We start from the raw sequence: 19,955 nt of genomic DNA on the forward strand, positions 1-19,955 counted from the left end.
CGGGGCGGACCTGTAACGGATCGGCGAGCTCACCCGATAGGGTTAACCCCCATCGCATAGTTGTGCTTGAGCGCAAGGGAGCCGCTGAGTGCACCAGCCGGGGACCATCACTCGCGAAGCGAGTCCGGACGAGCAGTCCCTGCTCGCCGAAACCAGGCGCTTCGCCTCCGCTCCGTTCGACGCCCGGCCGGTACTCACCGCGACCGAAAGCGATCTGGACGTCCGCCTGTTCCGCACCACCTACCTGCCCGCCTTCGTGGCCGTCGAGTCGCTGGAGGAGAACCAGCGGCCGGTCGAGGCCGACCTGGCCTGGCTGCGGCTGACCACGCCCGGCGGGATGCCCACCGCGCTCGGTGTGCTCGCCGTCGGCAAGGACCCCAGCGCGCACGTGCCCGGCGCGTACGTGCAGTTCATCCGGTACCAGGGCACGGATCTGGATGCGCCCGTGGTGGACCAGCACGAGCTGCGGGGCAACCTCGTCGGCACCGCCACCCGCCTGAGCGCGCTGCTCGCCAGTCACCTGCGCACCCGGCTCGCCGAGGGCACCGAGCTGTTCCGGGAGGAGCAGCTGCCCGACTACCCGCTCGAGGCCCTGCGCGAGATGTGCATGAACGCGATCATGCACCGCGAGTACGAGGTTTCGCACGCGCCGGTGCGCATCGCCTGGTTCGACGACCGGATCGAGGTGACCAATCCCGGCGGCCCGTTCGGGCAGGTCAGGGCGGACAACTTCGACCGGGTCAACGACTACCGCAACCCCGGCCTGGCCAGGGCGATGAAGGCGCTCGGCTACGTCAACCGGTTCGGCCGCGGGATCTGGCGCATCCGCTCCGCGATGGCCCGCGCCGGATCGCCGGTGCCCGAGTTCCGCATCGACGACTCCTCGTGGTCGGTCGTCTTGCGGAAGTGGCCGTGAACAGGGGCCAGTAGGGTCTGGGCCTGTGACCACCTCATCCGCGCGCGCCGAAGCGCTGCACCTCACCGGGGAACGAACCGTGCCGGGGATACCGGAGGAGAACTACTGGTTCCGGCGGCATGAGGCGGCCTACCTGGCGCTGGCGCCCGTCTGCGCCGGGGCGACGGTGCTGGAGGCGGGCTGCGGCGAGGGCTACGGCGCCGCGCTGATCGCGCGGCAGGCGCGGCGAGTGGTGGGCATCGACTACGACGAACCGACCGTCGCCCACGTGGCGCGCCGCTACCCCCAGGTCCACCCCGTCCGCGGCAACCTCGCCTGGCTGCCGATCGCGTCGTCCGGTGTGGACGTGGTGGCGAACTTCCAGGTGATCGAGCACCTGTGGGACCAGGCGGGCTTTCTCGCCGAATGCTTCCGCGTGCTGCGGCCCGGCGGCCGCCTGGTGGTCACCACCCCCAACCGCATCACGTTCTCCCCCGGCAGCGACACGCCACTCAACCCGTACCACACGCGCGAGCTCTCGGCGTCCGAATTGGACAATCTGCTGCGGGAGGCCGGGTTCGTGGTGGAGTCACTGCGGGGCCTGCACCACGGTCCCGCCCTGCGGGCGCTGGACGAGCGCCACGGCGGCTCGATCATCGACGCGCAACTGGAGGTGGTGATGGGCCAGCTGCCGGGACAGGCCCGCTGGCCGGCCGGGCTGCTGGCCGAAATCACCGCGATCGGTGCGGGAGACTTCGAAATCCACGACGAGCGCCTCGACGAGAGCCTCGACCTGATCGCGGTGGCGGTGCGGCCATGAGCACGAACACCGAAGGGACCTTCTGCCTGGTCCTGCACAGCCACCTGCCCTGGCTGCCGCACCACGGCTCCTGGCCCGTCGGCGAGGAATGGCTCTACCAGGCCTGGGCCCACTCCTACCTCCCCGTGGCGAACCTGCTGCGCCGGTTCGCCGAGGAGGGCAGGCGCGACGTGCTGACCCTCGGAGTCACCCCCGTCCTGGCCGCCCAGCTCGACGACCCGTACGCACTCAAGACCTTCCACGAATGGCTCGGGCACTGGCAGTTGCGAGCACTGCAGGCAAGCACCCTGTGGCGGTCCGACGAGGTGCTGCGCGACCTCGCCGCGGCCGAGTACCTGGCCGCCACCTCCGCGCAGGAGGATTTCGAAACCACGTGGCGCCACGGCTTCTCACCCCTGCTCCGGTCTCTTGTGGACAGTGAGGTGATGGAGCTGATCGGCGGCCCGCTGACCCACCCGTTCCAGCCGCTGCTGGACGAGCGGATCCGGTCCTTCGCGCTGCGCACGGGACTGGACGACACCGAACTGCGCATCGGGCACCGCCCCGAGGGCATCTGGGCCCCGGAATGCGGGTACGCGCCGGGCATGGAGGACGGGTACGCCGCGGCCGGGGTCCGCCGCTTCCTCGTCGACGGCCCGTCCCTGCACGGCGACACCGCGGCGGCGCGCCCCGTCGGTTCCTCCGACGTGGTGTGCTTCGGGCGCGATCTCGAAGTCACCTACCGGGTCTGGTCGCCGAAGGCGGGCTACCCCGGGCACGCCCACTACCGCGACTTCCACACCTGGGCACACGAAGTGGGGCTGAAGGCCTCCCGGGTGACCGGCAAGCAGATCGCCCCGCAGGACAAGGCGCCCTACGATCCCGCTCTCGCCGCCGAGACCGTCCGGCTGCACGTCAAGGACTTCGTGGACACCGTGGTGGCGCGCCTGCGCGCACTGCGGGAGCAGCACGGCCGCCCCTCGCTGGTGGTCGCGGCGTTCGACACCGAACTGTTCGGCCACTGGTGGCACGAGGGGCCCGCCTGGCTGGAGGGCGTTCTGCGGGCCCTGCCCGAAGCCGGGGTCCGCGTGAGCACGCTGCGCGGCGCGCTCGAAGCCGGGCACCTCGGCGCCCCCGTCGACCTTCCCGCCTCGTCCTGGGGTTCGGGCAAGGACTGGCGGGTCTGGGACGGCGAGCAGGTGGCGGACATGGTCGAGGCCAACGCCGCCCTGCAGCGCCGCCTGCTCGCGCTCACCGCGCCCGCGCTGCGCGACCCGGTGCTGGACCTGGCCGTCAACGAGGCGATGCTGGCGCTCTCCAGCGACTGGGCGTTCATGGTGACCAAGGATTCCGCGGCCGACTACGCGCGGCGCCGCGCCCGCGTGCACACCGAACGGTTCGACGCACTGGCCCAGGGCAAGAAGGGAGTCCCGCTTCCGCTGGACGACCGGGTGTTCGGCCATCTGGACGCCCGTCTGCTCCTGCGACCGGACCGGTGACGGTCGGCGATAACCGTGTCACAGAAGAGAAAACGGCGGGTGACCAAAGTCACTATCTCGCAGGCGAGGGCATTCCGGCAGTTCTGGTGCAAGTTGACTTGTGAGTAACCTCCCCTCATGCGCGTGCTGATGCTGTCCTGGGAATACCCGCCCGTCGTGGTCGGCGGGCTCTCCCGCCATGTGCACGCCCTGGCCCGGCATCTGGCGCGCGACGGGCACGAGGTCGTCGTGCTGTGCCGGCACGTCGCGGGCACCGACGCGCACACGCATCCCACCACCGACCGGATGGTGGACGGGGTCAGGATCATCCGGGTCGCCGAGGACCCGATGCACGTCACCTTCGAGCAGGACCTCGTCGCCTGGACCCTGGCCATGGGGCATGCGATGGTCCGCGCCGGGCTCACCCTGCTGCGCACCTGGCAGCCGGAGGTGGTCCACGCGCACGACTGGCTCGTCGCCCACCCCGCGATCGCGCTGGCCGACGCGACCGGCGTGCCACTGGTCGCCACCATCCACGCGACCGAGGCGGGCCGCCACTCCGGCTGGCTGTCCCACCCGCTGAACCAGCAGGTGCACTCCGCGGAATGGTGGCTGGCCAACCGCGCCGACGAGCTGATCACCTGCTCGCAGGCGATGCGCACCGAGGTGGCCGGCCTGTTCGAGGTGCCGGCCGAGGACATCACCGTGATCCACAACGGCATCGAGGAACGCGGCTGGCGGGTGCCGCCCGCCGAGATCGCCGAAGCACGCCGGGCCTACGCGCCGGAGGGCGAGCCGCTGCTGCTGTACTTCGGGCGGCTGGAATGGGAGAAGGGCGTGCAGGATCTGCTGGCCGCGCTGCCGCAGATCCGCCGGGACCACCCGGGTACGCGCGTGGTGGTCGCCGGGCGCGGGCGGCACCTCGAACCGCTCGTCGAACAGGCTCGCAAGCTGCGCATCCGGCGCGCGGTCCGGTTCGCGGGCCATCTGCCCGACCGGGAACTGCGGGCCGCACTCGCCGCCGCCGACGCCGTGGTGCTGCCCAGCCGGTACGAACCGTTCGGGATCGTGGCACTGGAGGCGGCCGCCTCGGAGGCGCCGCTGATCGCCTCGACCGCGGGCGGGCTCGGCGAGGTGGTGATCGACGGCATCACCGGGCTGGCGTTCGATCCCGGCGACGTCGTCGCGCTGCGCACGGCCGTCGATTCGGTGCTCCGTGACCGGAAATCGGCGAAGCGGCGCGCCCGCACCGCCCGCGCCCGGCTGTCCGTGGACTTCAACTGGGCGCACATAGCGGAGGCGACGGCCGAGGTCTACCGGCGCGCCCGCGCCGGGGAACCGGCCGAACTCGGGCGCCCCAAGATCCCCACGGGCAACATCTTCCACCCCTGACCCGGCCGACGGGCCGCACCGTTACGTCAAGTTGCGTCAAGTGCGGCCCGGTCGTGGGGGGTGCGGAGCGGTCAGAAGACCGGAATCGACCGGCCGCGCTCGGCTTCGGGGCGGGGGCCGAAGATGCGCCGGTCGCTTTCGGCGATCGGGACGTCGTTGATGCTGGCCTCCCGGCGCCGCATCAGGCCGTCGTCGGTGAACTCCCACAGTTCGTTGCCGTAGCTGCGGAACCACTGCCCCGAGGCGTCGTGGGACTCGTACTGGAACCGCACCGCGATCCGGTTGCCACGGAAGCCCCACAGCTCCTTGCGCAGCGCGTAGTCCAGTTCGCGTTCCCACTTCTGGGTGAGGAACTCGACGATCTCCTCGCGGCCGACGACGTAGCGGTCCCGGTTGCGCCACACCGAGTCTTCGGTGTAGGCGAGGGCGACCTTCCCGGGGTCGCGCGTGTTCCACGCGTCCTCGGCGGCCTGCACCTTCTGCGCGGCGGTGGTCTCGTCGAACGGCGGGAACGGGGGGCGGGACATGGGCACTCCTGAGATGAGAACGATGGTTCTCCATCAGGGTAGAGAACTACCGTTCTCCGTGTCCAGGGCGGTGGCGCCTCGGCCTGCGGACAGGAAAAGGGCCCGGTAGGAGTTGGGGCGCCTACCGGGCCTTTCCCCGCGCTGTCCGGCCAGAGAGCAGCGCGAGCCGTTTTCCCGTCAGGAGGGAGGAAAACGACCGTCGGTGCGGATCACAGATCGGTCAGGTACCTGGCGTAGGCACCCGTGGTGAGGAAGCTGGGCAGCTTCTCCCCCAGCGCGGTCTCCACGAAGATCTCGCGCGCATCGCCGAGCCGGTTGGGCTCGCCGAGGTCCGCGCGGACCTCGGCCAGTTCCTCGTCCAGCCAGCGGTGCACCAGTTCGGCGGTGATCGCCGTGCCGTCGCCGAGCTTCGTACCGTTGCGCACCCACTGCCACACCTGGCAGCGGGCGATCTCGGCGGTGGCCGCGTCCTCCATCAGGTTGAAGATCGCCGCCGCACCCGTCCCGCGCAGCCACGAATCGATGTAGCGCAGGCCCACGTTGATGTTGGCGCGAACGCCCTTCTCGGTGACCTCGCCACCGGCACTGGCCACGTTCAGCAGGTCCTCCGCGGTGACCCGGACGTCCTCGCGCAGCCTGCCGAGCTGGTTCGGCCAGCCGCCGAGCACCTCGTCGAAGGCCGCTTCGCAGACCGGGACCAGCCCGGGGTGCGCGACCCACGAACCGTCGAAACCGTCGGCCGCCTCGCGCTCCTTGTCCTGGCGCACCTTCTCCATCGCGGTGGCGTTCACCGCGGGGTCCTTGCTGGGGATGAAGGCCGCCATCCCGCCGATGGCGTAGGCGCCGCGCTGGTGGCAGGTGCGCACCAGCAGTTCGGTGTAGGCGCGCATGAAGGGCACCGTCATGGTGACCTGCGCCCGGTCCGGCAGCACGAAGTCCGCGCCGTGGCCGGCGAAGTTCTTGATCAGCGAGAAGATGTAGTCCCACCGGCCCGCGTTGAGCCCGGCCGCGTGCTCCCGCAGCTCGTAGAGGATCTCGTCCATCTCGAAGGCGGCGGTGATCGTCTCGATCAGGACGGTGGCGCGGATGGTGCCCTGCGGGATGCCGAGCTCCCGCTGCGCCAGGCGGAACACGTCGTTCCACAGCCGCGCCTCGAGGTGGCTTTCCAGCTTGGGCAGGTAGAAGTACGGGCCGCTGCCCCGCGCCAGGAGCTGGCGCGCGTTGTGGAAGAAGTACAGGCCGAAGTCGACCAGGCTGGCCGACACGGGCCGTCCGTCGATGCGGATGTGCTTTTCCACCAGGTGCCAGCCGCGGGGGCGCGCGACGATGGTGGCCGGGCTTTCCCCGACGCTGTAGCGCTTGCCCGCCTCGGTGGTGAAGTCGATGTTGCGGCGGATCGCGTCGTAGAGGTTCAGCTGACCGCCGATGATGTTGGCCCAGGTCGGCGAGGTGGCGTCCTCGAAGTCGGCCAGCCACACCCGGGCGCCCGAGTTCAGCGCGTTGACCGTCATCTTGCGGTCGGTGGGCCCGGTGATCTCGACCCGCCGGTCCTCCAGGCCGGGCGCGGGGGGCGCCACCTGCCAGGACGGGTCGGTGCGGATGGCGCGCGTCTCGGCCAGGAACCCGAGCCGCTCCTCGCCCGAGGCGAGGCGTTCCCGCCGCTTGCGGCGGGCGTCGAGCAGTTCGCGCCGGCGTCCGGCGAAGGCGTTGTCCAACCGGGCGATGAAGTCCACCGCGGCCGGGGTGAGGATCTCGTCAAACCGCTCCCCGGCGGGACCGGCAACGTCGATCCGGGACGTGAACCTAGTGGGCATGACGGGCCTCTCTTCGGCAACGGGAGAAAGGGCGCTTCGGCGCCAAGGCGCCCCCGAGGGGTCACCTTGGCGCCGAAGGGGGAATCAGAACTGGGCTTCCTCGGTGGAACCCTTGAGCGCGGTGGTGGAGCTCTCCGGGTTCAGCGCGGTCGAAACCAGGTCGAACCAGCCGGTGCCGACCTCGCGCTGGTGCTTGGTGGCGGTGTAGCCCCGCTCCTCCGACGCGAACTCGCGCTCCTGCAGGTCGACGTAGGCGGTCATGCCCTCGCGGGCGTAGCCGTGCGCCAGGTCGAACATCGAGTAGTTGAGCGCGTGGAAGCCGGCCAGCGTGATGAACTGGAACTTGTAGCCCATGTGGCCCAGCTCGCGCTGGAACTTCGCGATGGTCGCGTCGTCCAGGTGCTTCTTCCAGTTGAACGACGGCGAGCAGTTGTAGGCCAGCATCTGGTCCGGGAACTTCGCCTTGATCGCCTCGGCGTACTTGCGGGCCACCTCCAGGTCGGGCTCGGAGGTCTCCATCCACAGCAGGTCGGCGTACTCGGCGTAGGCCAGACCGCGGTCGATGCAGGGGTCGATGCCGTTGGTGACCTCGTAGAAGCCCTCGGAGGTGCGGCCGCCGGTCAGGTACTTGCGGTCACGCTCGTCCACGTCGCTGGTCAGCAGCGTCGCGGCCTGGGCGTCGGTACGGGCGACGATCAGCGACGGCACGTTCAGCACGTCGGCCGCGAGACGGGCCGCGTTCAGGGTGCGCTCGTGCTGCTTGGTCGGGATGAGCACCTTGCCACCGAGGTGGCCGCACTTCTTCTCGGAGGCGAGCTGGTCCTCCCAGTGCACGCCCGCGGCACCGGCCGCGATCATGCCCTTCATCAGCTCGAAGGCGTTGAGCGGGCCACCGAAGCCGGCCTCGGCGTCGGCGACGATCGGGGCGTACCAGTCGATATCGGTGTTGCCCTCGGCCCAGTTGATCTGGTCGGCGCGGCCCAGCGCGTTGTTGATCCGGCGGACCACCGCGGGGACCGAGTTGGCCGGGTAGAGGCTCTGGTCGGGGTAGGTCTGCCCGGCCAGGTTGGCGTCGGCGGCGACCTGCCAGCCCGACAGGTAGATGGCCTTGAGGCCCGCGCGGACCTGCTGGACGGCCTGGTTACCGGTCAGGGCGCCCAGAGCGTGGATGTAGTCCTCGGTGTGCAGGAGGTCCCACAGCTTCTCGGCACCGCGGCGCGCCAGGGTGTGCTCCTCGACCACGCTGCCGCGCAACTTGATCACATCGGCCGCGCTGTAAGACCGCTTGACGCCCTTCCACCGGGGGTCGGTCTCCCACTGCTTGGCCAGCTCTGCGGCTGCCTGCTCGAAGTTCTGTGCCATTGGATGTCTCCACCTTTGCAAACTTTGCGATTGCCTCGCGGTCTGCCCAGACCATGACATACGCAGGGGAAACGTGACCACCGCTCCAATTTGCAAATTTCTGCTAATTTTTCGTACGATGTTGCAAAGTTTGCGAAACCGGGTTTCGCAGGCACCGGAAAAGACGGGGACTGAACCGTTTTCTTGATCGGTCAGGCCCGGAAGATCTGCGTCAGGAAGGCAGGCCATGGAGAAGACTTTCGCCGGCGGGCGGCTGCGGCATCTGCGCGAGAGCCGGTCGATGAGCCAGGCCGACCTCGCCCGGCTGCTGGAAATCTCCCCCAGCTACCTCAACCAGATCGAGCGCAACTCCCGTCCCTTGACCGTTCCAGTGCTCCTGCGGATCACCGAGGCCTTCGGCGTGGACACCGAGTTCTTCGCCAACAACGACACGGCACGGCTGGTCGCCGACGTCAAGGAGGCACTCCTGGACGAGGCGATCGGGCTCGAGGCGACGACCAGCGAACTCAACGAACTGGCCACGAACCTGCCCGACATCGCCCAGGCCCTGGTGAAGCTGCACCGCAGCTACCGCAACGCCGTGGAGGCCACGGCCGCGCTGGTCACCGAGAACGGCATGGGCCTGCACGGCAGCGCCGCCGCCCCGCTCCCCCACGAAGAGGTCCGGGACTTCTTCTACGAGCGGGAGAACTACGTCGCCGAACTCGACGAACGCGCGGAGAAGATGGCAGGAGACATCGACCTGCGGCGCGGCGCGGTGCACCAGAAGCTCCAGGACCGCCTCACCGACTACTACGGCGTCCAGATCACCACCGAGGGCATCGACGAGGCCGCCGGGCAGCAGCACCGGTACGAGCCCGGCGCGCGCGTCCTGCGGCTCGCGCCGAGCCTGCGCATCGGACAGCGGGCCTTCCGCATGGCCTCCCAGATCGCGCTGCTGGAGTACGACGACCTGATCACCGAACTGGCCGACTCGTGGGCCTTCTCCGGACCGGCCGCCCGCTCGCTCGCCCGGGTCGGGCTCGCCAACTACTTCGCCGGGGCGCTGATCCTGCCCTACGGCCCGTTCCTGGCCGCCGCCGAGAAGTTCCGCTACGACATCGAGCGGCTGTGCGACCACTTCGGGGTCGGATTCGAGACGGTCTGCCACCGCCTGTCCACCCTGCAGCGCCCGAAGATGCGGGGCGTCCCGTTCTCGTTCGTCCGCGTCGACCGGGCGGGGAACATGTCGAAGCGGCAGTCGGCCGCGGGGTTCCACTTCTCCCGCGTCGGCGGTGCCTGCCCGTTGTGGAACATCTACGAGGCCTTCACCGCGCCCGGCAAGATCGTCACCCAGATCGCCACCCTGCCCGACGGCAAGAGCTACTTCTGGGTGGCGCGGACCATCGCCCGCAACATCGGCGGCTACGGCAGCCCCGGCAAGATGTTCAGCGTCGGCCTCGGCTGCGAACTGCGGCACGCCAAGCGGCTGGTCTACTCCACCGGCCTGGACCTCGACGACCGGGCCGCGGCCACGCCGATCGGCATGGGCTGCAAGGTGTGTGACCGGCCCGCCTGCCCGCAACGCGCCTTCCCGACCATCGGCAAGCAGCTCACCGTGGACGAGAACACCAGCACCTTCGTGCCTTACCCGGCGGTGCCCGCGAGCTGAAGCGGCGCCGGCCCCGGCGGCCCACGACCGGACATCACTCCGGGAACCATGAAGATCAAGATCCGGGAGGGCCGGGAGCACTAGGTTGGTGAAGTGACCTTTCACCTGCTGACCGTCTGTGGAAGCCTGCGCGACGGATCGACCAACGCGGCCGTGATCCGGACCGTGCCGTCCGTGGCACCCGAAGGCGTCGAGGTCGACACCTTCGACCGCCTCGCCGACCTCCCGCACTTCAACCCGGACGACGACCGGGAACCGCTGCACCCCGCGGTGGCCGACCTGCGTCAGCGCCTCGGCCGGGCCGACGCGGTGCTGTTCTGCACCCCCGAGTACGCCGGGGCGATGCCCGGCTCGTTCAAGAACCTGCTCGACTGGTCGGTCGGCGCCGAGACGCTGTACGGCAAGCCGGTCTCGTGGATCAACGCGTCCTGGGCGCCGACCGGGGCGGCGAACGCCCACGCCTCACTGCGCATCGTGCTCGGCTATCTGAGCGTCGACATCGTCGAGGACGCCTGCGCCCAGGTCGCCGTCAGCCGCAAGCTCGTCGGCGAGGACGGTCTGGTGAACGACGACGACGCCCGCTCGGCCATCGCCGCCGCCGTGGCCGCACTGGTCAAGCACGCGGCCGGCTAGGAGGACTTGTATCGAAGTGGTTTGCGTGGCGGTGCGGGTGGCGGAACCTGACGCGGTCCCTCGCTGTGGGATCTCCTCCTCATGATGCCAATTCACCACGTCGGAGCTTTCCTCGCGAGGAACCACGTCAGAACCCGCGGCGGTGCAAGCTGACGGCCCACAGCAAGCGGCTCCGCCGCTTAGGAAACACGACCTACCCGGCTCGCCGGATCACGACTCGCCGAGCGTCTTCTGCAGCGCCTTGTTCGCCTTGCGGGCCATGTCCTTGATCGCCTCGCGCCGCTCCGCGTCGGCCTCGTAGTCGGCCCGCCGGTCCCGCACCACGCGGGCCGGCGAGCCGACCGCGATGGCGTAGTCCGGGATGTCGCCCCGCACCACGGCGTGCGCCCCGAGGACACAGCCACGGCCCACGCGCGTGCCGCGCAGCACCGAAACCTTGGTGCCGATCCAGGTGTCCGGCCCGATCCGCACCGGCGACTTGACGATCCCCTGGTCCTTGATGGGCAGGGTGATGTCGGTGGTGACGTGGTCGAAATCGCAGATGTAGACCCAGTCGGCGACCAGGGTGGCCGCACCCAACTCGATGTCGAGATAGCCGTTGACCACGTTCTGGCGGCCGAACACGGACTTGTCGCCGATGCGCAGGGACCCCTCGTGGCAACGGATCGCGTTGCCGTCGCCGATGTGCACCCAGCGGCCGATCTCCATCCGGCCGTAGCCGGGACGGCAGTGGATCTCCACGTCCTTGCCGAGGAAGACCATGCCGCGCAGGATGATGTGCGGATTGGCGATCCGGAACTTCAGCAGGCGCCAGTACCGCACCAGATACCAGGGCGTGTAGGCCCGGTGGCGCAGCACCCACCGCAGCGAATCGGTGGTCAGGAAGCGGGCCTGCCTGGGGTCCCGGCGGGCACGACGCCAGGCTCCGATCCGGGAAAGCACCGGTGATCCCCACATCGATGTCATAGCCTGAGGGTAGCCAGTACCGGTGGAAAGGCGGGCCATGGGGACAAAGTTGATCATCGACACGGATCCCGGCGTCGACGACGCGTTCGCGATCGCGCTCGCGGCGCTGAGCGAGGACGTGGACCTGCTCGGGGTCACCGCGGTGTACGGCAACGTCTCCCTGGAATCCACCACCCGGAACGCACTGCGGGTGCTGCAACTGTGCGGCCGGGCGGACGTCCCGGTCGCCGCGGGCGCTGCCCGGCCCCTGATCCACCCGCAGCCCTTCCGCGCCGCCCACGTCCACGGTGCCGACGGGTTGTCCGGCCGTTCCGGCGCGCTGCCCGAGCCGGACCGCGAGCCGGAACCCGGCGGAGCCGTGCGGTTGATGGTGTCGCTGCTGGAGGCGGCGGACGAACCGGTCACCCTCGCCGCGATCGGCCCGCTCACCAACATCGCCCTGCTGGTGGCGGCGCATCCCGAGGTGCGAGAGAAGATCGGCCGGATCGTGGTGATGGGCGGCGGACTCGGCCACGGCAACACCACGGCGGCGGCCGAGTTCAACATCTGGAGCGACCCCGAGGCCGCCCGGCGGGTCCTGGTGGAAGAGGACCTGCCGCGCGTGCTCGTCCCCCTCGACCTGACCCACCGCTGTGCGGTGGACACCGCATGGCTGGCCAAACTCGCCGGCACCGGTCCGGTCGGTGCCGGACTGGAGGCGCTGACGCCGGACTACCTGGCCTCGTACCGGAAAACGCTGGGCTGGGACGGGATCGCGCTCCACGACGCGGTAGCGGTCGCCGAGGCGATCAGCCCGGGCATCCTGCGCACCGAATCCCTTCCCCTCGAGGTCGAGTGCTCCTTCGGCCCCGGCCGGGGCGCCACGCTGGTGGACCGGCGCCGCGCCGCCGTCCGGAACGAGGACCGAAGCGGAAGCACCGTCGAGGTCGCGACGGACACCGACCTCGACGGCCTGCGGGACTTCGTGCTCGCCCGCCTCACGCGCTGAGTCCCGCAAGCTGTCCAGCAGTCCTGCAAGCCTCCGTCCGGCTCGCCGGTCAGTCGGTCAACGCCTCGCGCAGGACCGTGATCGCCTGGGTGATCGCGGCCTGCGCGGCGTGCGTCTCGCGCAGCGCGTTCAGCATCACGAAGTCGTGGATGATCCCCTGGTACCGCACCGCGGTCACCGGCACCCCGGCCCCGCGGAGCTTGGCCGCGTAGGCCTCTCCTTCGTCCCGCAGGACGTCCGCCTCCGCCGTGATCACCAGAGCGGGCGGGAGGCCGGTCAGCTCGTCCACGCCCGCCCGCAGCGGTGAAGCGGTGATTTCCGCGCGCTGCGCCGGGTCCGTCGTGTACTGGTCCCAGAACCACCGCATGCCGGCCCGGGTCAGGAAGTAGCCGTCGGCGAACTGCTCGTAGGAGCCGGTGTCGAAGGAAGCGTCGGTGACCGGGTAGAAGAGGACCTGCTGCCGGAACCGCGGCCCGCCGCGGCGCTTGGCGAGCAGGGTGACCGCGGCGGTCATGTTCCCACCCACCGAGTCCCCCGCGATGGCGATCCTGGACTGGTCGAGGTTCTTCTCCGCACCGTGCTCGGCGACCCACTTGGCGACGGTGTAGTTCTCCTCGATGGCCACCGGGTAGCGGGCCTCGGGCGAGCGGCTGTACTCGGGGAAGACGACGGCCGCGCCGGCGCCCACGGCGAGTTCGCGGATCAGCCGGTCGTGGGTGTGCGAGTTGCCGAACACCCAGCCAGCACCGTGCAGGTAGACCACCACCGGCAGCGGGCCTGCGGCGCCCTTCGGGCGGACGATCCGCACGGCCACCCCGTCGATCGTGGTGTCTTCGATCTCGGCGTCCGGCTTGGCGATCTCACCGGCCTGCACCTCGTCGACGGTGACGCGCCCCTTCTCCGGCCCGAGTTCGTACAGGTACGGCGGGTTGTCCGTGGCCTCGGCGAAGGCCTGGGCGGCGGGTTCGAGCACGAGTTGGCGGGGATTGGCGGTCATGGCTGCCTCCTGGGTTGGGCGGTCCGGAGCGGACCTGACGAACCGAAGGTAGAGCAAAATTAAGTTGTGTGCAACTTAATGGAGTGCCATCATCTGAGATACAGGACACCCCCGCCGCCTTCCTCCCCCGCGGCACGGCACGATGGGGTGCAGGAGGTGCGCCACCATGCCGGATTCTGGACCACGCCTGGACGACCAGGTGTGTTTCGCGCTGTACGCCGCTTCGCGCGCGGTCACCAACCTGTACCGGCCCCTCCTGGACGAACTCGGCCTGACCTATCCGCAGTACCTGGTCATGCTCGTCCTGTGGGAACACGGCAGCCGCCAGGTCAAGGAACTGGGCAAGGCACTGGACCTCGACTCCGGCACCCTCTCACCGCTGCTCAAACGGCTGGAGAAACTCGGGCTCATCCGGCGGGAGCGCCGGGCCGAGGACGAGCGCTCGGTCAGCGTCACCCCGACCGAGGCCGGCCTCGCACTCCAGGAACGGGCTACCTGCCTGCCGGACACCATCGCCGACGCGATGGGACTGAGCCCGCACGCGCTCGACGATCTGCGTGACACACTGCGGCAACTGACCGATTCGGTCCAGAACTATCGCCTCGCCCGCTGACTCCCAGCGCCGCGAAAAGGGTCTCAGCGGCCACGCACCACGGGAGGTGGTTGCGAGGCCCGGGTCCGAGGATCCGGTGTACGCGGACCCAAGGATCGACCGGGAGAGATGGGCAGTCAGAGGGGAAGCCGGCATGAAAGACGATCTCGATAAGTCGTCGAGGAAACCCCCTCCCCTTGTGCGGCCGGCGCGCCAGGATCCGGGCGTGACCCAGAAGTCATCAGGAAATTAATGACGACTGCTTTGTCGAGTTCATCGTTCAGTCTGTGTAGCTGAGATCAGGTGGGTCTTCGTCAGCCCGCTACCTGTCGCCGGTCAGAGGGTGCACCGCGACGCCGGTGTGGACCATCAGCACGCGAGTCCGGCCACGACCCATACCGCGCCAACGATGGGGACGGCTGCCGGGGTAACGCAGGCAGTCCCCCGGCTCCAGCACATAGGTGACATCGCCGAGGTCCACTTCGACCACGCCCTCGGCGATGTAGAGGAACTCGTTGCCGTCATGGCGGAAGAACTCGCCGAATTCCTTGTCCAGCCCCACGAACTCGGTCGGGAAGAAACCACCGGGCCCGGACAGCAACTGGCGGGCCGCCCCGGTGCTGCCCGGCACGCGATCCACCGTCGGGATCGGCACTCCCTCACCCCGCCGCAGCACCGCGACCTCGGCACCCCCTTCCGAACCGCCCGCGATCAACTGGTCCTGAGTGGCTCCCAGTGCCTCCGCGATCCGGTGCAGCGACCGCATGCTCGGCTGCGCGAGCCCGCGTTCGACCTGACTGAGGAAGGAATGGGAGAGCCCGGTCCGCCCGGCCAGTTGCACGAGCGTCAACTTCCGGCGGTGCCGCAACACGCGAATGGTCTGCCCCATGCGCTGTCGCGGAGTACCCACCAACGGGTCCGCCGCTTCCTGATCCACGGTGTTCACATCCCGGAAATAAAGGGCCCTTACGGTCAATGTTGATGACATCAACATTAGCTGACCCCGCCCCCTGGTTCACGACCCGGCCGCTCGCCGACGGCGTGTACGTCCTCAGCGAACCCGGGCACGTCAACAGCTTCCTCGTACTCGGCGACGAACGAGCCCTGCTGTTCGACACCGGAATGGGAATCGGCTCGATCCTGGGGGAGGTGCGCACGATCACCGACCTCCCGCTGCTCGTGGTCAACTCGCACCACCACTTCGACCACCGTGGCGGCAACGCGGAACTGGCGCCCCACGCGATCGACATAGCGGTCCATCCCGCGGGCGTGGACGCGCACGGCGAAGCGCCAGCGGAATGGCACGCAGAGTACGAGAAACTCGCCCGGCGCACGGTCGAGCGGTTCGGCGAGTTCGCCCGGCTGGACTACGAAACCTTTTTCACTCTCACCGGAGCCCAGACCGTGCGGCCTATTCCCGACCTTTCCGGCTGGCGGATCCCCGCCACCCGCCCGACCCGGACCCTCGCCGACGGGGAACTGCTCGACCTCGGCGGCCGCGTCCTGCGGGTCCTGCACTCACCCGGGCACTCACCGGATGGACTCTGCCTCTGGGACGAGACCACCGGATCCCTACTTGCCGGCGACACGCTCCTCGCCGCGGCTTTCTGGGCGCACTTCCCGGAAAGCGACATCGCCGTCTTCGCCGGCACCACCGCACGGCTGGCCGAACTCCCCACACGACAGGTACTCGTCGCCCACAACCTGCGCTGCGTGCTTCCCGGTTCCTTCCCGGCACAGGCCGCCGAGGCCTTCGCCGCCGTACGCGACGGCCGCACCCGGCCGGTGCCCTACGCCGACCCGTTCGGCAATCCGCTGCTGCGGCACGACTTCGACGGCTTCGCGATCTTTTCCCCGGAGGTGAGCTGATGCTGGAACCAGTGCACCTCATCACCGGCGTGTCTCTTGTGGACGGTACCGTCGTGGACGTCACGGTGGCCGAAGGCGTGGTCACCGCGGTGCGCGAATCCACGACGGTCGGCGACCTGCACCTGCCGGGCTGGCTGCTGCTCAGCGCCGCCACCGAACCACACGCCCACCTCGACAAGGCGTTCAGCTGGGCACATGTGCCCCAGCGTTACGGCGACCTCCGGTCCGCCATCGGCAACTGGCTGTCCTACGCCGGCACTATGACCGCCGCCGACATCCATCGCCGCGCCCGGCATGCGCTGGAGCAGTACCTTGCCCACGGCATCACCACCATCCGCACGCATGTCGACGTGCTGCCCGGGCCCGACCCGCTGCGCGGCGTCGAAGCCCTGCTCGCGCTCCGCGAAGAGACCCGTGACCTGCTCGACCTGCAGATCGCACTGCTGACGCGCGAAGACTCCTCCGACTCGCTCGTCATCGAAGCCGCACACCTTGGCATCGACCTGATCGGCGGCGCGCCGCACCTGTGGCGCGACCCCGAAGCAGACACCAACCGCTTGCTCGATCTCGCCGAGCAGTTGGACCTTCCGGTCGACCTGCACACCGACGAGCAACTCGGTGCCCATGTGCTTTCCCTGGCCCACCTGTGCCGGCAGGTCCGGCAACGCGGCCTGGCGGGGCGGGTGACCGCCAGCCACTGCGTCAGCCTCGGCTCCCTGCCCTCGGAACCCCTCGCCAGGATCGTCGGGGAAATCCGGGCGGCAGGCATCGGCATCATCACCCTGCCGATCACCAACCTTTACCTGCAGGGCCGCGAGCATCCGGCGCCACGGCCCCGCGGCCTGCCCGCGCTACAAGCACTGCTGGACGCCGGCGTCGACCTGGCCGCAGGCGGGGACAACATCCGCGACCCGTTCAACCCGATGGGCCGCGCCGACCCGTTCGAAACCACCTCCCTGTTGATCACTGCCGGACACCTGGACGCTCACTCCGCCCTCGCCGCCGTCACCAGCGGGGGCCGCGCCGTGCTCGGGCTCCCGCCCGCCGGGCCCACCGTGGGCTCGCGCGCCAACTTCGTCGCCGTGCAGGCCGCTTCACTTGCCGACGCCCTCGCGGGCCCCGGCGATGCCCGCATCGTCGTCCACAACGGACGGACTGTCAGCCGGACCACTGTCGACCGGCAGACCGCACTGACCCCTTACCCCGAACCCACCGTGAGGCCAGCATGACCGCCGTACTCACCCGAGGCACACTCCGATTCGCGGGAGTGGAAAAAACCTTCGACACCGGCACTCAGGCGCTGTGCGCCGTCGACCTCGATCTGTCCCCCGGCGACTTCGTCAGCATTGTCGGACCGTCGGGCTGCGGGAAGAGCACCCTGCTGCGCCTTGCCTCGGGACTCACTGCACCGACCGCCGGTGAGGTCCTGGCCGATACCGACAAAATCTCCTACGTCTTCCAGGATCCTACCCTCCTGGAGTGGCGCACCGCCACCAAGAACGTCGAGCTGGCGGCCGAGCTGCACGGCGTGCCGAAGGGGGAACGGCGCCGCAAGGCCGCCGAGGCACTGGCGCTGGTCGGGCTCGCCGGGTTCGAAAAGCAGCTGCCCAGCCAGCTCTCCGGCGGCATGAGGATGCGGGTGTCCCTGGCTCGGGCGCTCATCCTCGACCCCGAGATCTTCCTGTTCGACGAGCCGTTCGGCGCGCTCGACGAAATCACCCGACTGCGCATGCAGGACGAGTTGCAGCGCCTGTTCCGCACTCAGGGTTTCACCGGGCTTTTCATCACGCACTCGGTGAGCGAAGCCGTCTACCTGTCCACGCGGGTCGCCGTGATGTCGGTGAGACCGGGCCGGATCGTGCGCCAGATCGAGGTTCCGTTCGAGTTCCCGCGCTCGCCGGAGATCCGCTACCACCCCGACTTCGCTCGGATCGCGGGCGAAGTATCCGCCGCGTTGAAAGCGAGTTCGGAATGAGCGCACCGGTCAAGGACAAAGAACTGTTCCGGATCAGCGCCGCCGGCACCGGACGGCGGCGCCGAGGCGGTCCGGTGTCCTTGGCCCTGCGCGCCGCGGTCCCCGTGATCGCGGCCCTGGTCGTGGCGATAGGACTGTGGCTGGCGGTGAGCTACCTGCTGCTCTCCCCCAGCCGTCGTTTCCTCGTACCGCCTCCCGAACAGGTGCTCCTGGACTCCTTCGGGAACTGGAAGCACCTCCAGCCGATGCTCACCGCACTCGGGCTGACCGCTGAAGTGGCCCTGGTGGGTCTGGCGATCGCCTCCGCGCTCGGCATCTTCACCGCCGTCGCCATGAGCCAGGCAAGCTGGGTCGAGCGGGCGGTCTACCCCTACGCGGTCGTCCTGCAGACCGTGCCGATCCTGGCGATCGTGCCGCTGATCGGCCTGTGGTTCGACTACGGCTTCACCAGCCGGGTCATCGTGTGCGTGATCATCGCGCTGTTCCCGATGATCGCCAACACGCTGTTCGGGCTGCATTCCGCGAGTCAGGGTGCACACGATCTGTTCACCCTGAACAAGGCGACCCGCTGGCAGCGGCTCACCAAGCTGCAGCTGCCCGCCGCATTACCGTCGATCTTCACCGGGCTGCGCACCTCGTCCGGCCTGTCGGTGATCGGCGCCATCGTCGGCGACTTCTTCTTCAAACAGGGTGAACCCGGGATCGGCACGCTGCTCGATGTCTACCGTGCCCGCCTGCAGTCCACCGACCTGTTCGCCGCCATCATCCTCGCCTCACTGTTCGGTATCGCCGTCTTCGCGGTATTCACCGCGCTCGGCAAGCTCGTCGTGGGCAAACGTTCCTAGGAGCCTCCATGCGTATCACCCGACTCCTCGCCGGCCTGCTCGTCCCCGCACTGGCCCTTACCCTCGCCGCCTGCGGATCGAGTTCCTCCGGATCCGCCGCCTCCAGTAGCGCCGCTCCGCCCTCCGACGCGGTGAACCTGACGGGCGTCTGCCCCTCCACCGTGGTCGTCCAGCAAGACTGGGAACCGGAGGCCGAACACGCGGCGGCCTACGAGTTGATCGGCCAGGGCTACACCATCGACGCTGACAAGAAGCGTGTCAGCGGCCCGCTGGTGATCGACGGCATGGACACCGGAGTGAAAATCGAGGTCCGGTCCGGTGGCGGTGCCATCGGTTTCCAGAGCGTTCCGTCCCAGATGTACGTCGACCAGTCCATCACGCTCGGCGCGGTCACCACGGACGCGGCCATCTCCGCGTCCAGCACCCAACCGGTGACCGCCGTGGTGGCACCGCTGGAGAAGAGCCCACAGATGCTGATGTGGGACCCCGCCACACACCCCACATGGACGGGCATCGCCGACATCGGCAAGTCTGACGTCAAGGTCGTAGTGTCCAGCGGAACCGTCTACTCGACTCTGCTGTCGGACAAGGGTCTGGTGAAGGCCGGTCAGTTCGACACCAGCTACGACGGCGCCCCGGCCCGGTTTGTCGCCAGCCCCGACCTCGTCCAACAAGGATACGCGACTGCCGAGCCCTACGTGTACCAGCACGAGGTCCCGTCCTGGAACAAGCCGGTGAAGTACCAACTCCTCTCCGACGTCGGCTACAACGTCTACCCGGAAGCGCTGTCCGTGCGCACCGCCGACCTCGCGAAGCTTTCACCTTGCTTGAAGAAGCTGGTGCCGATCCTGCAGAAGGCCCAGATCAACTACCTCGCCAACCCGGGCACAGCCAACAAGCTTCTCGTCGAGGCGGTCGAGAAGTTCAACGACAGCTGGACCTATTCCGAGGGTGTCGCCGATTACGCCGCCAAGGCTCTGAAGGACCTCGGCATCGTCGCGAACGACGGCAGCGGCGCGCTCGGCGGTATGGACCAGAACCGTGTGCAGTCCGCTCTCGACACGCTCGGCCCGATCCTCAAGTCGAGCGGAGCCAAGGTGAAGGACGGTCTTAAGGCTTCCGACTTGGCCACCAACCAGTTCATCGACCCGAGCATAACTCTGAAGTAAGGG

General features: G+C 69.1%; 19 protein-coding genes. 13 read left to right on the plus strand and 6 right to left on the minus strand.

The genetic code is table 11. The features are described from left to right. Nucleotides 1-88: 88 nt before the first annotated feature. The 4 genes from ORV05_RS25905 to ORV05_RS25920 all read left to right on the plus strand — a co-directional run bounded on the left by ORV05_RS25905 (nt 89) and on the right by ORV05_RS25920 (nt 4,564). A complete protein-coding gene (locus tag ORV05_RS25905; RefSeq protein WP_268754609.1) occupies nt 89-916 on the plus strand; it encodes an ATP-binding protein in 828 nt (275 codons plus the stop codon). 25 nt (nt 917-941) lie between these two features. Beyond that, nucleotides 942-1,715: a class I SAM-dependent methyltransferase gene (locus ORV05_RS25910; RefSeq protein WP_268754610.1), complete on the plus strand. Its 774-nt coding sequence runs from the start codon at nt 942-944 to the stop codon at nt 1,713-1,715. Beyond that, on the plus strand, nt 1,712-3,193 hold the full coding sequence (locus tag ORV05_RS25915; RefSeq protein WP_268754611.1) for a glycoside hydrolase family 57 protein: 1,482 nt from the start codon (nt 1,712-1,714) through the stop codon (nt 3,191-3,193). Before ORV05_RS25910 ends, ORV05_RS25915 begins: the two co-directional genes overlap by 4 nt. 117 nt (nt 3,194-3,310) lie before the next feature. Continuing rightward, complete coding sequence (locus ORV05_RS25920; protein WP_268754612.1) at nt 3,311-4,564, plus strand: glycosyltransferase family 4 protein; 1,254 nt, start codon at nt 3,311-3,313, stop codon at nt 4,562-4,564. Between the two features lie 71 nt (nt 4,565-4,635). Here the strand turns inward: ORV05_RS25920 and ORV05_RS25925 are convergent, their stop codons facing one another. The 3 genes from ORV05_RS25925 to aceA all read right to left on the minus strand — a co-directional run bounded on the left by ORV05_RS25925 (nt 4,636) and on the right by aceA (nt 8,267). Further along, nucleotides 4,636-5,091, minus strand: a complete 456-nt coding sequence (locus ORV05_RS25925) for a nuclear transport factor 2 family protein (RefSeq protein ID WP_268754613.1) — start codon at nt 5,089-5,091, stop codon at nt 4,636-4,638. Nucleotides 5,092-5,300: 209 nt separating this feature from the next. After that, a complete protein-coding gene (gene aceB / locus ORV05_RS25930) occupies nt 5,301-6,905 on the minus strand; it encodes a malate synthase A (RefSeq protein ID WP_268754614.1) in 1,605 nt (534 codons plus the stop codon). An 84-nt stretch (nt 6,906-6,989) separates the two neighbouring features. Continuing rightward, a complete protein-coding gene (gene aceA, locus ORV05_RS25935) occupies nt 6,990-8,267 on the minus strand; it encodes an isocitrate lyase (protein WP_268754615.1) in 1,278 nt (425 codons plus the stop codon). A gap of 226 nt (nt 8,268-8,493) precedes the next feature. On the opposite strand from aceA, the gene ORV05_RS25940 reads away from it, so the two are divergent. Together ORV05_RS25940 and ORV05_RS25945 are read left to right on the plus strand one after the other, a co-directional pair. Then, a complete protein-coding gene (locus ORV05_RS25940) occupies nt 8,494-9,918 on the plus strand; it encodes a short-chain fatty acyl-CoA regulator family protein (protein ID WP_268754616.1) in 1,425 nt (474 codons plus the stop codon). A gap of 93 nt (nt 9,919-10,011) precedes the next feature. After that, entirely contained in the window at nt 10,012-10,551 is a 540-nt protein-coding gene (locus ORV05_RS25945; RefSeq protein WP_268754617.1) for an NADPH-dependent FMN reductase, read from the plus strand. 210 nt (nt 10,552-10,761) lie between these two features. Here the strand turns inward: ORV05_RS25945 and ORV05_RS25950 are convergent, their stop codons facing one another. Further along, a complete protein-coding gene (locus ORV05_RS25950; RefSeq protein WP_268754618.1) occupies nt 10,762-11,517 on the minus strand; it encodes an acyltransferase in 756 nt (251 codons plus the stop codon). 37 nt (nt 11,518-11,554) lie between these two features. Between ORV05_RS25950 and ORV05_RS25955 the strand changes: the two genes are divergently transcribed. Continuing rightward, nucleotides 11,555-12,505 (plus strand): nucleoside hydrolase, encoded by a 951-nt coding sequence (locus ORV05_RS25955; protein WP_268754619.1) that lies wholly within the window; start codon nt 11,555-11,557, stop codon nt 12,503-12,505. Between the two features lie 49 nt (nt 12,506-12,554). Here the strand turns inward: ORV05_RS25955 and ORV05_RS25960 are convergent, their stop codons facing one another. Continuing rightward, nucleotides 12,555-13,502, minus strand: coding sequence for an alpha/beta hydrolase (locus ORV05_RS25960; RefSeq protein WP_268754620.1), 948 nt, complete (start codon nt 13,500-13,502; stop codon nt 12,555-12,557). Nucleotides 13,503-13,668: 166 nt separating this feature from the next. Between ORV05_RS25960 and ORV05_RS25965 the strand changes: the two genes are divergently transcribed. Further along, nucleotides 13,669-14,115: a MarR family winged helix-turn-helix transcriptional regulator gene (locus tag ORV05_RS25965; RefSeq protein ID WP_268754621.1), complete on the plus strand. Its 447-nt coding sequence runs from the start codon at nt 13,669-13,671 to the stop codon at nt 14,113-14,115. Nucleotides 14,116-14,416: 301 nt separating this feature from the next. Here ORV05_RS25965 and ORV05_RS25970 read toward each other — a convergent pair whose 3' ends face one another. After that, entirely contained in the window at nt 14,417-15,040 is a 624-nt protein-coding gene (locus tag ORV05_RS25970) for a helix-turn-helix domain-containing protein (RefSeq protein ID WP_268754622.1), read from the minus strand. A 35-nt stretch (nt 15,041-15,075) separates the two neighbouring features. Here ORV05_RS25970 and ORV05_RS25975 point away from each other — a divergent pair, with 35 nt between their 5' ends. From ORV05_RS25975 to ORV05_RS25995, 5 genes are all read left to right on the plus strand, one after another. Continuing rightward, nucleotides 15,076-15,963, plus strand: a complete 888-nt coding sequence (locus ORV05_RS25975; RefSeq protein ID WP_268754623.1) for an MBL fold metallo-hydrolase — start codon at nt 15,076-15,078, stop codon at nt 15,961-15,963. Then, nucleotides 15,963-17,192, plus strand: coding sequence for an amidohydrolase family protein (locus ORV05_RS25980; protein WP_268754624.1), 1,230 nt, complete (start codon nt 15,963-15,965; stop codon nt 17,190-17,192). The genes ORV05_RS25975 and ORV05_RS25980 overlap by 1 nt, the downstream gene beginning before the upstream one ends. Further along, nucleotides 17,189-17,938 (plus strand): ABC transporter ATP-binding protein, encoded by a 750-nt coding sequence (locus tag ORV05_RS25985; RefSeq protein WP_268754625.1) that lies wholly within the window; start codon nt 17,189-17,191, stop codon nt 17,936-17,938. Before ORV05_RS25980 ends, ORV05_RS25985 begins: the two co-directional genes overlap by 4 nt. Continuing rightward, entirely contained in the window at nt 17,935-18,783 is an 849-nt protein-coding gene (locus tag ORV05_RS25990) for an ABC transporter permease (protein ID WP_268754626.1), read from the plus strand. The genes ORV05_RS25985 and ORV05_RS25990 overlap by 4 nt, the downstream gene beginning before the upstream one ends. 131 nt (nt 18,784-18,914) lie before the next feature. Further along, nucleotides 18,915-19,952 carry an ABC transporter substrate-binding protein gene (locus ORV05_RS25995; RefSeq protein WP_268754627.1) on the plus strand — a complete coding sequence of 346 codons (1,038 nt, stop codon included), beginning with the start codon at nt 18,915-18,917 and terminating at the stop codon, nt 19,950-19,952. The last annotated feature ends 3 nt before the right edge of the window (nt 19,953-19,955 follow it).

Source organism: Amycolatopsis cynarae (assembly GCF_026802195.1).
Taxonomy (GTDB): domain Bacteria; phylum Actinomycetota; class Actinomycetes; order Mycobacteriales; family Pseudonocardiaceae; genus Amycolatopsis_E; species Amycolatopsis_E rhizosphaerae.

Coding starts and splice junctions, on each gene's coding strand:
- ORV05_RS25915 (WP_268754611.1), top strand. CDS start 1,712: ATGAGCACGAACACCGAAGGGACCTTCTGCCTGGTCCTGCACAGCCAC.
- ORV05_RS25920 (WP_268754612.1), top strand. CDS start 3,311: ATGCGCGTGCTGATGCTGTCCTGGGAATACCCGCCCGTCGTGGTCGGC.
- ORV05_RS25925 (WP_268754613.1), bottom strand. CDS start 5,091: ATGTCCCGCCCCCCGTTCCCGCCGTTCGACGAGACCACCGCCGCGCAG.
- aceB (WP_268754614.1), bottom strand. CDS start 6,905: ATGCCCACTAGGTTCACGTCCCGGATCGACGTTGCCGGTCCCGCCGGG.
- aceA (WP_268754615.1), bottom strand. CDS start 8,267: ATGGCACAGAACTTCGAGCAGGCAGCCGCAGAGCTGGCCAAGCAGTGG.
- ORV05_RS25940 (WP_268754616.1), top strand. CDS start 8,494: ATGGAGAAGACTTTCGCCGGCGGGCGGCTGCGGCATCTGCGCGAGAGC.
- ORV05_RS25950 (WP_268754618.1), bottom strand. CDS start 11,517: ATGACATCGATGTGGGGATCACCGGTGCTTTCCCGGATCGGAGCCTGG.
- ORV05_RS25955 (WP_268754619.1), top strand. CDS start 11,555: ATGGGGACAAAGTTGATCATCGACACGGATCCCGGCGTCGACGACGCG.
- ORV05_RS25960 (WP_268754620.1), bottom strand. CDS start 13,502: ATGACCGCCAATCCCCGCCAACTCGTGCTCGAACCCGCCGCCCAGGCC.
- ORV05_RS25965 (WP_268754621.1), top strand. CDS start 13,669: ATGCCGGATTCTGGACCACGCCTGGACGACCAGGTGTGTTTCGCGCTG.
- ORV05_RS25975 (WP_268754623.1), top strand. CDS start 15,076: ATGACATCAACATTAGCTGACCCCGCCCCCTGGTTCACGACCCGGCCG.
- ORV05_RS25980 (WP_268754624.1), top strand. CDS start 15,963: ATGCTGGAACCAGTGCACCTCATCACCGGCGTGTCTCTTGTGGACGGT.
- ORV05_RS25985 (WP_268754625.1), top strand. CDS start 17,189: ATGACCGCCGTACTCACCCGAGGCACACTCCGATTCGCGGGAGTGGAA.
- ORV05_RS25990 (WP_268754626.1), top strand. CDS start 17,935: ATGAGCGCACCGGTCAAGGACAAAGAACTGTTCCGGATCAGCGCCGCC.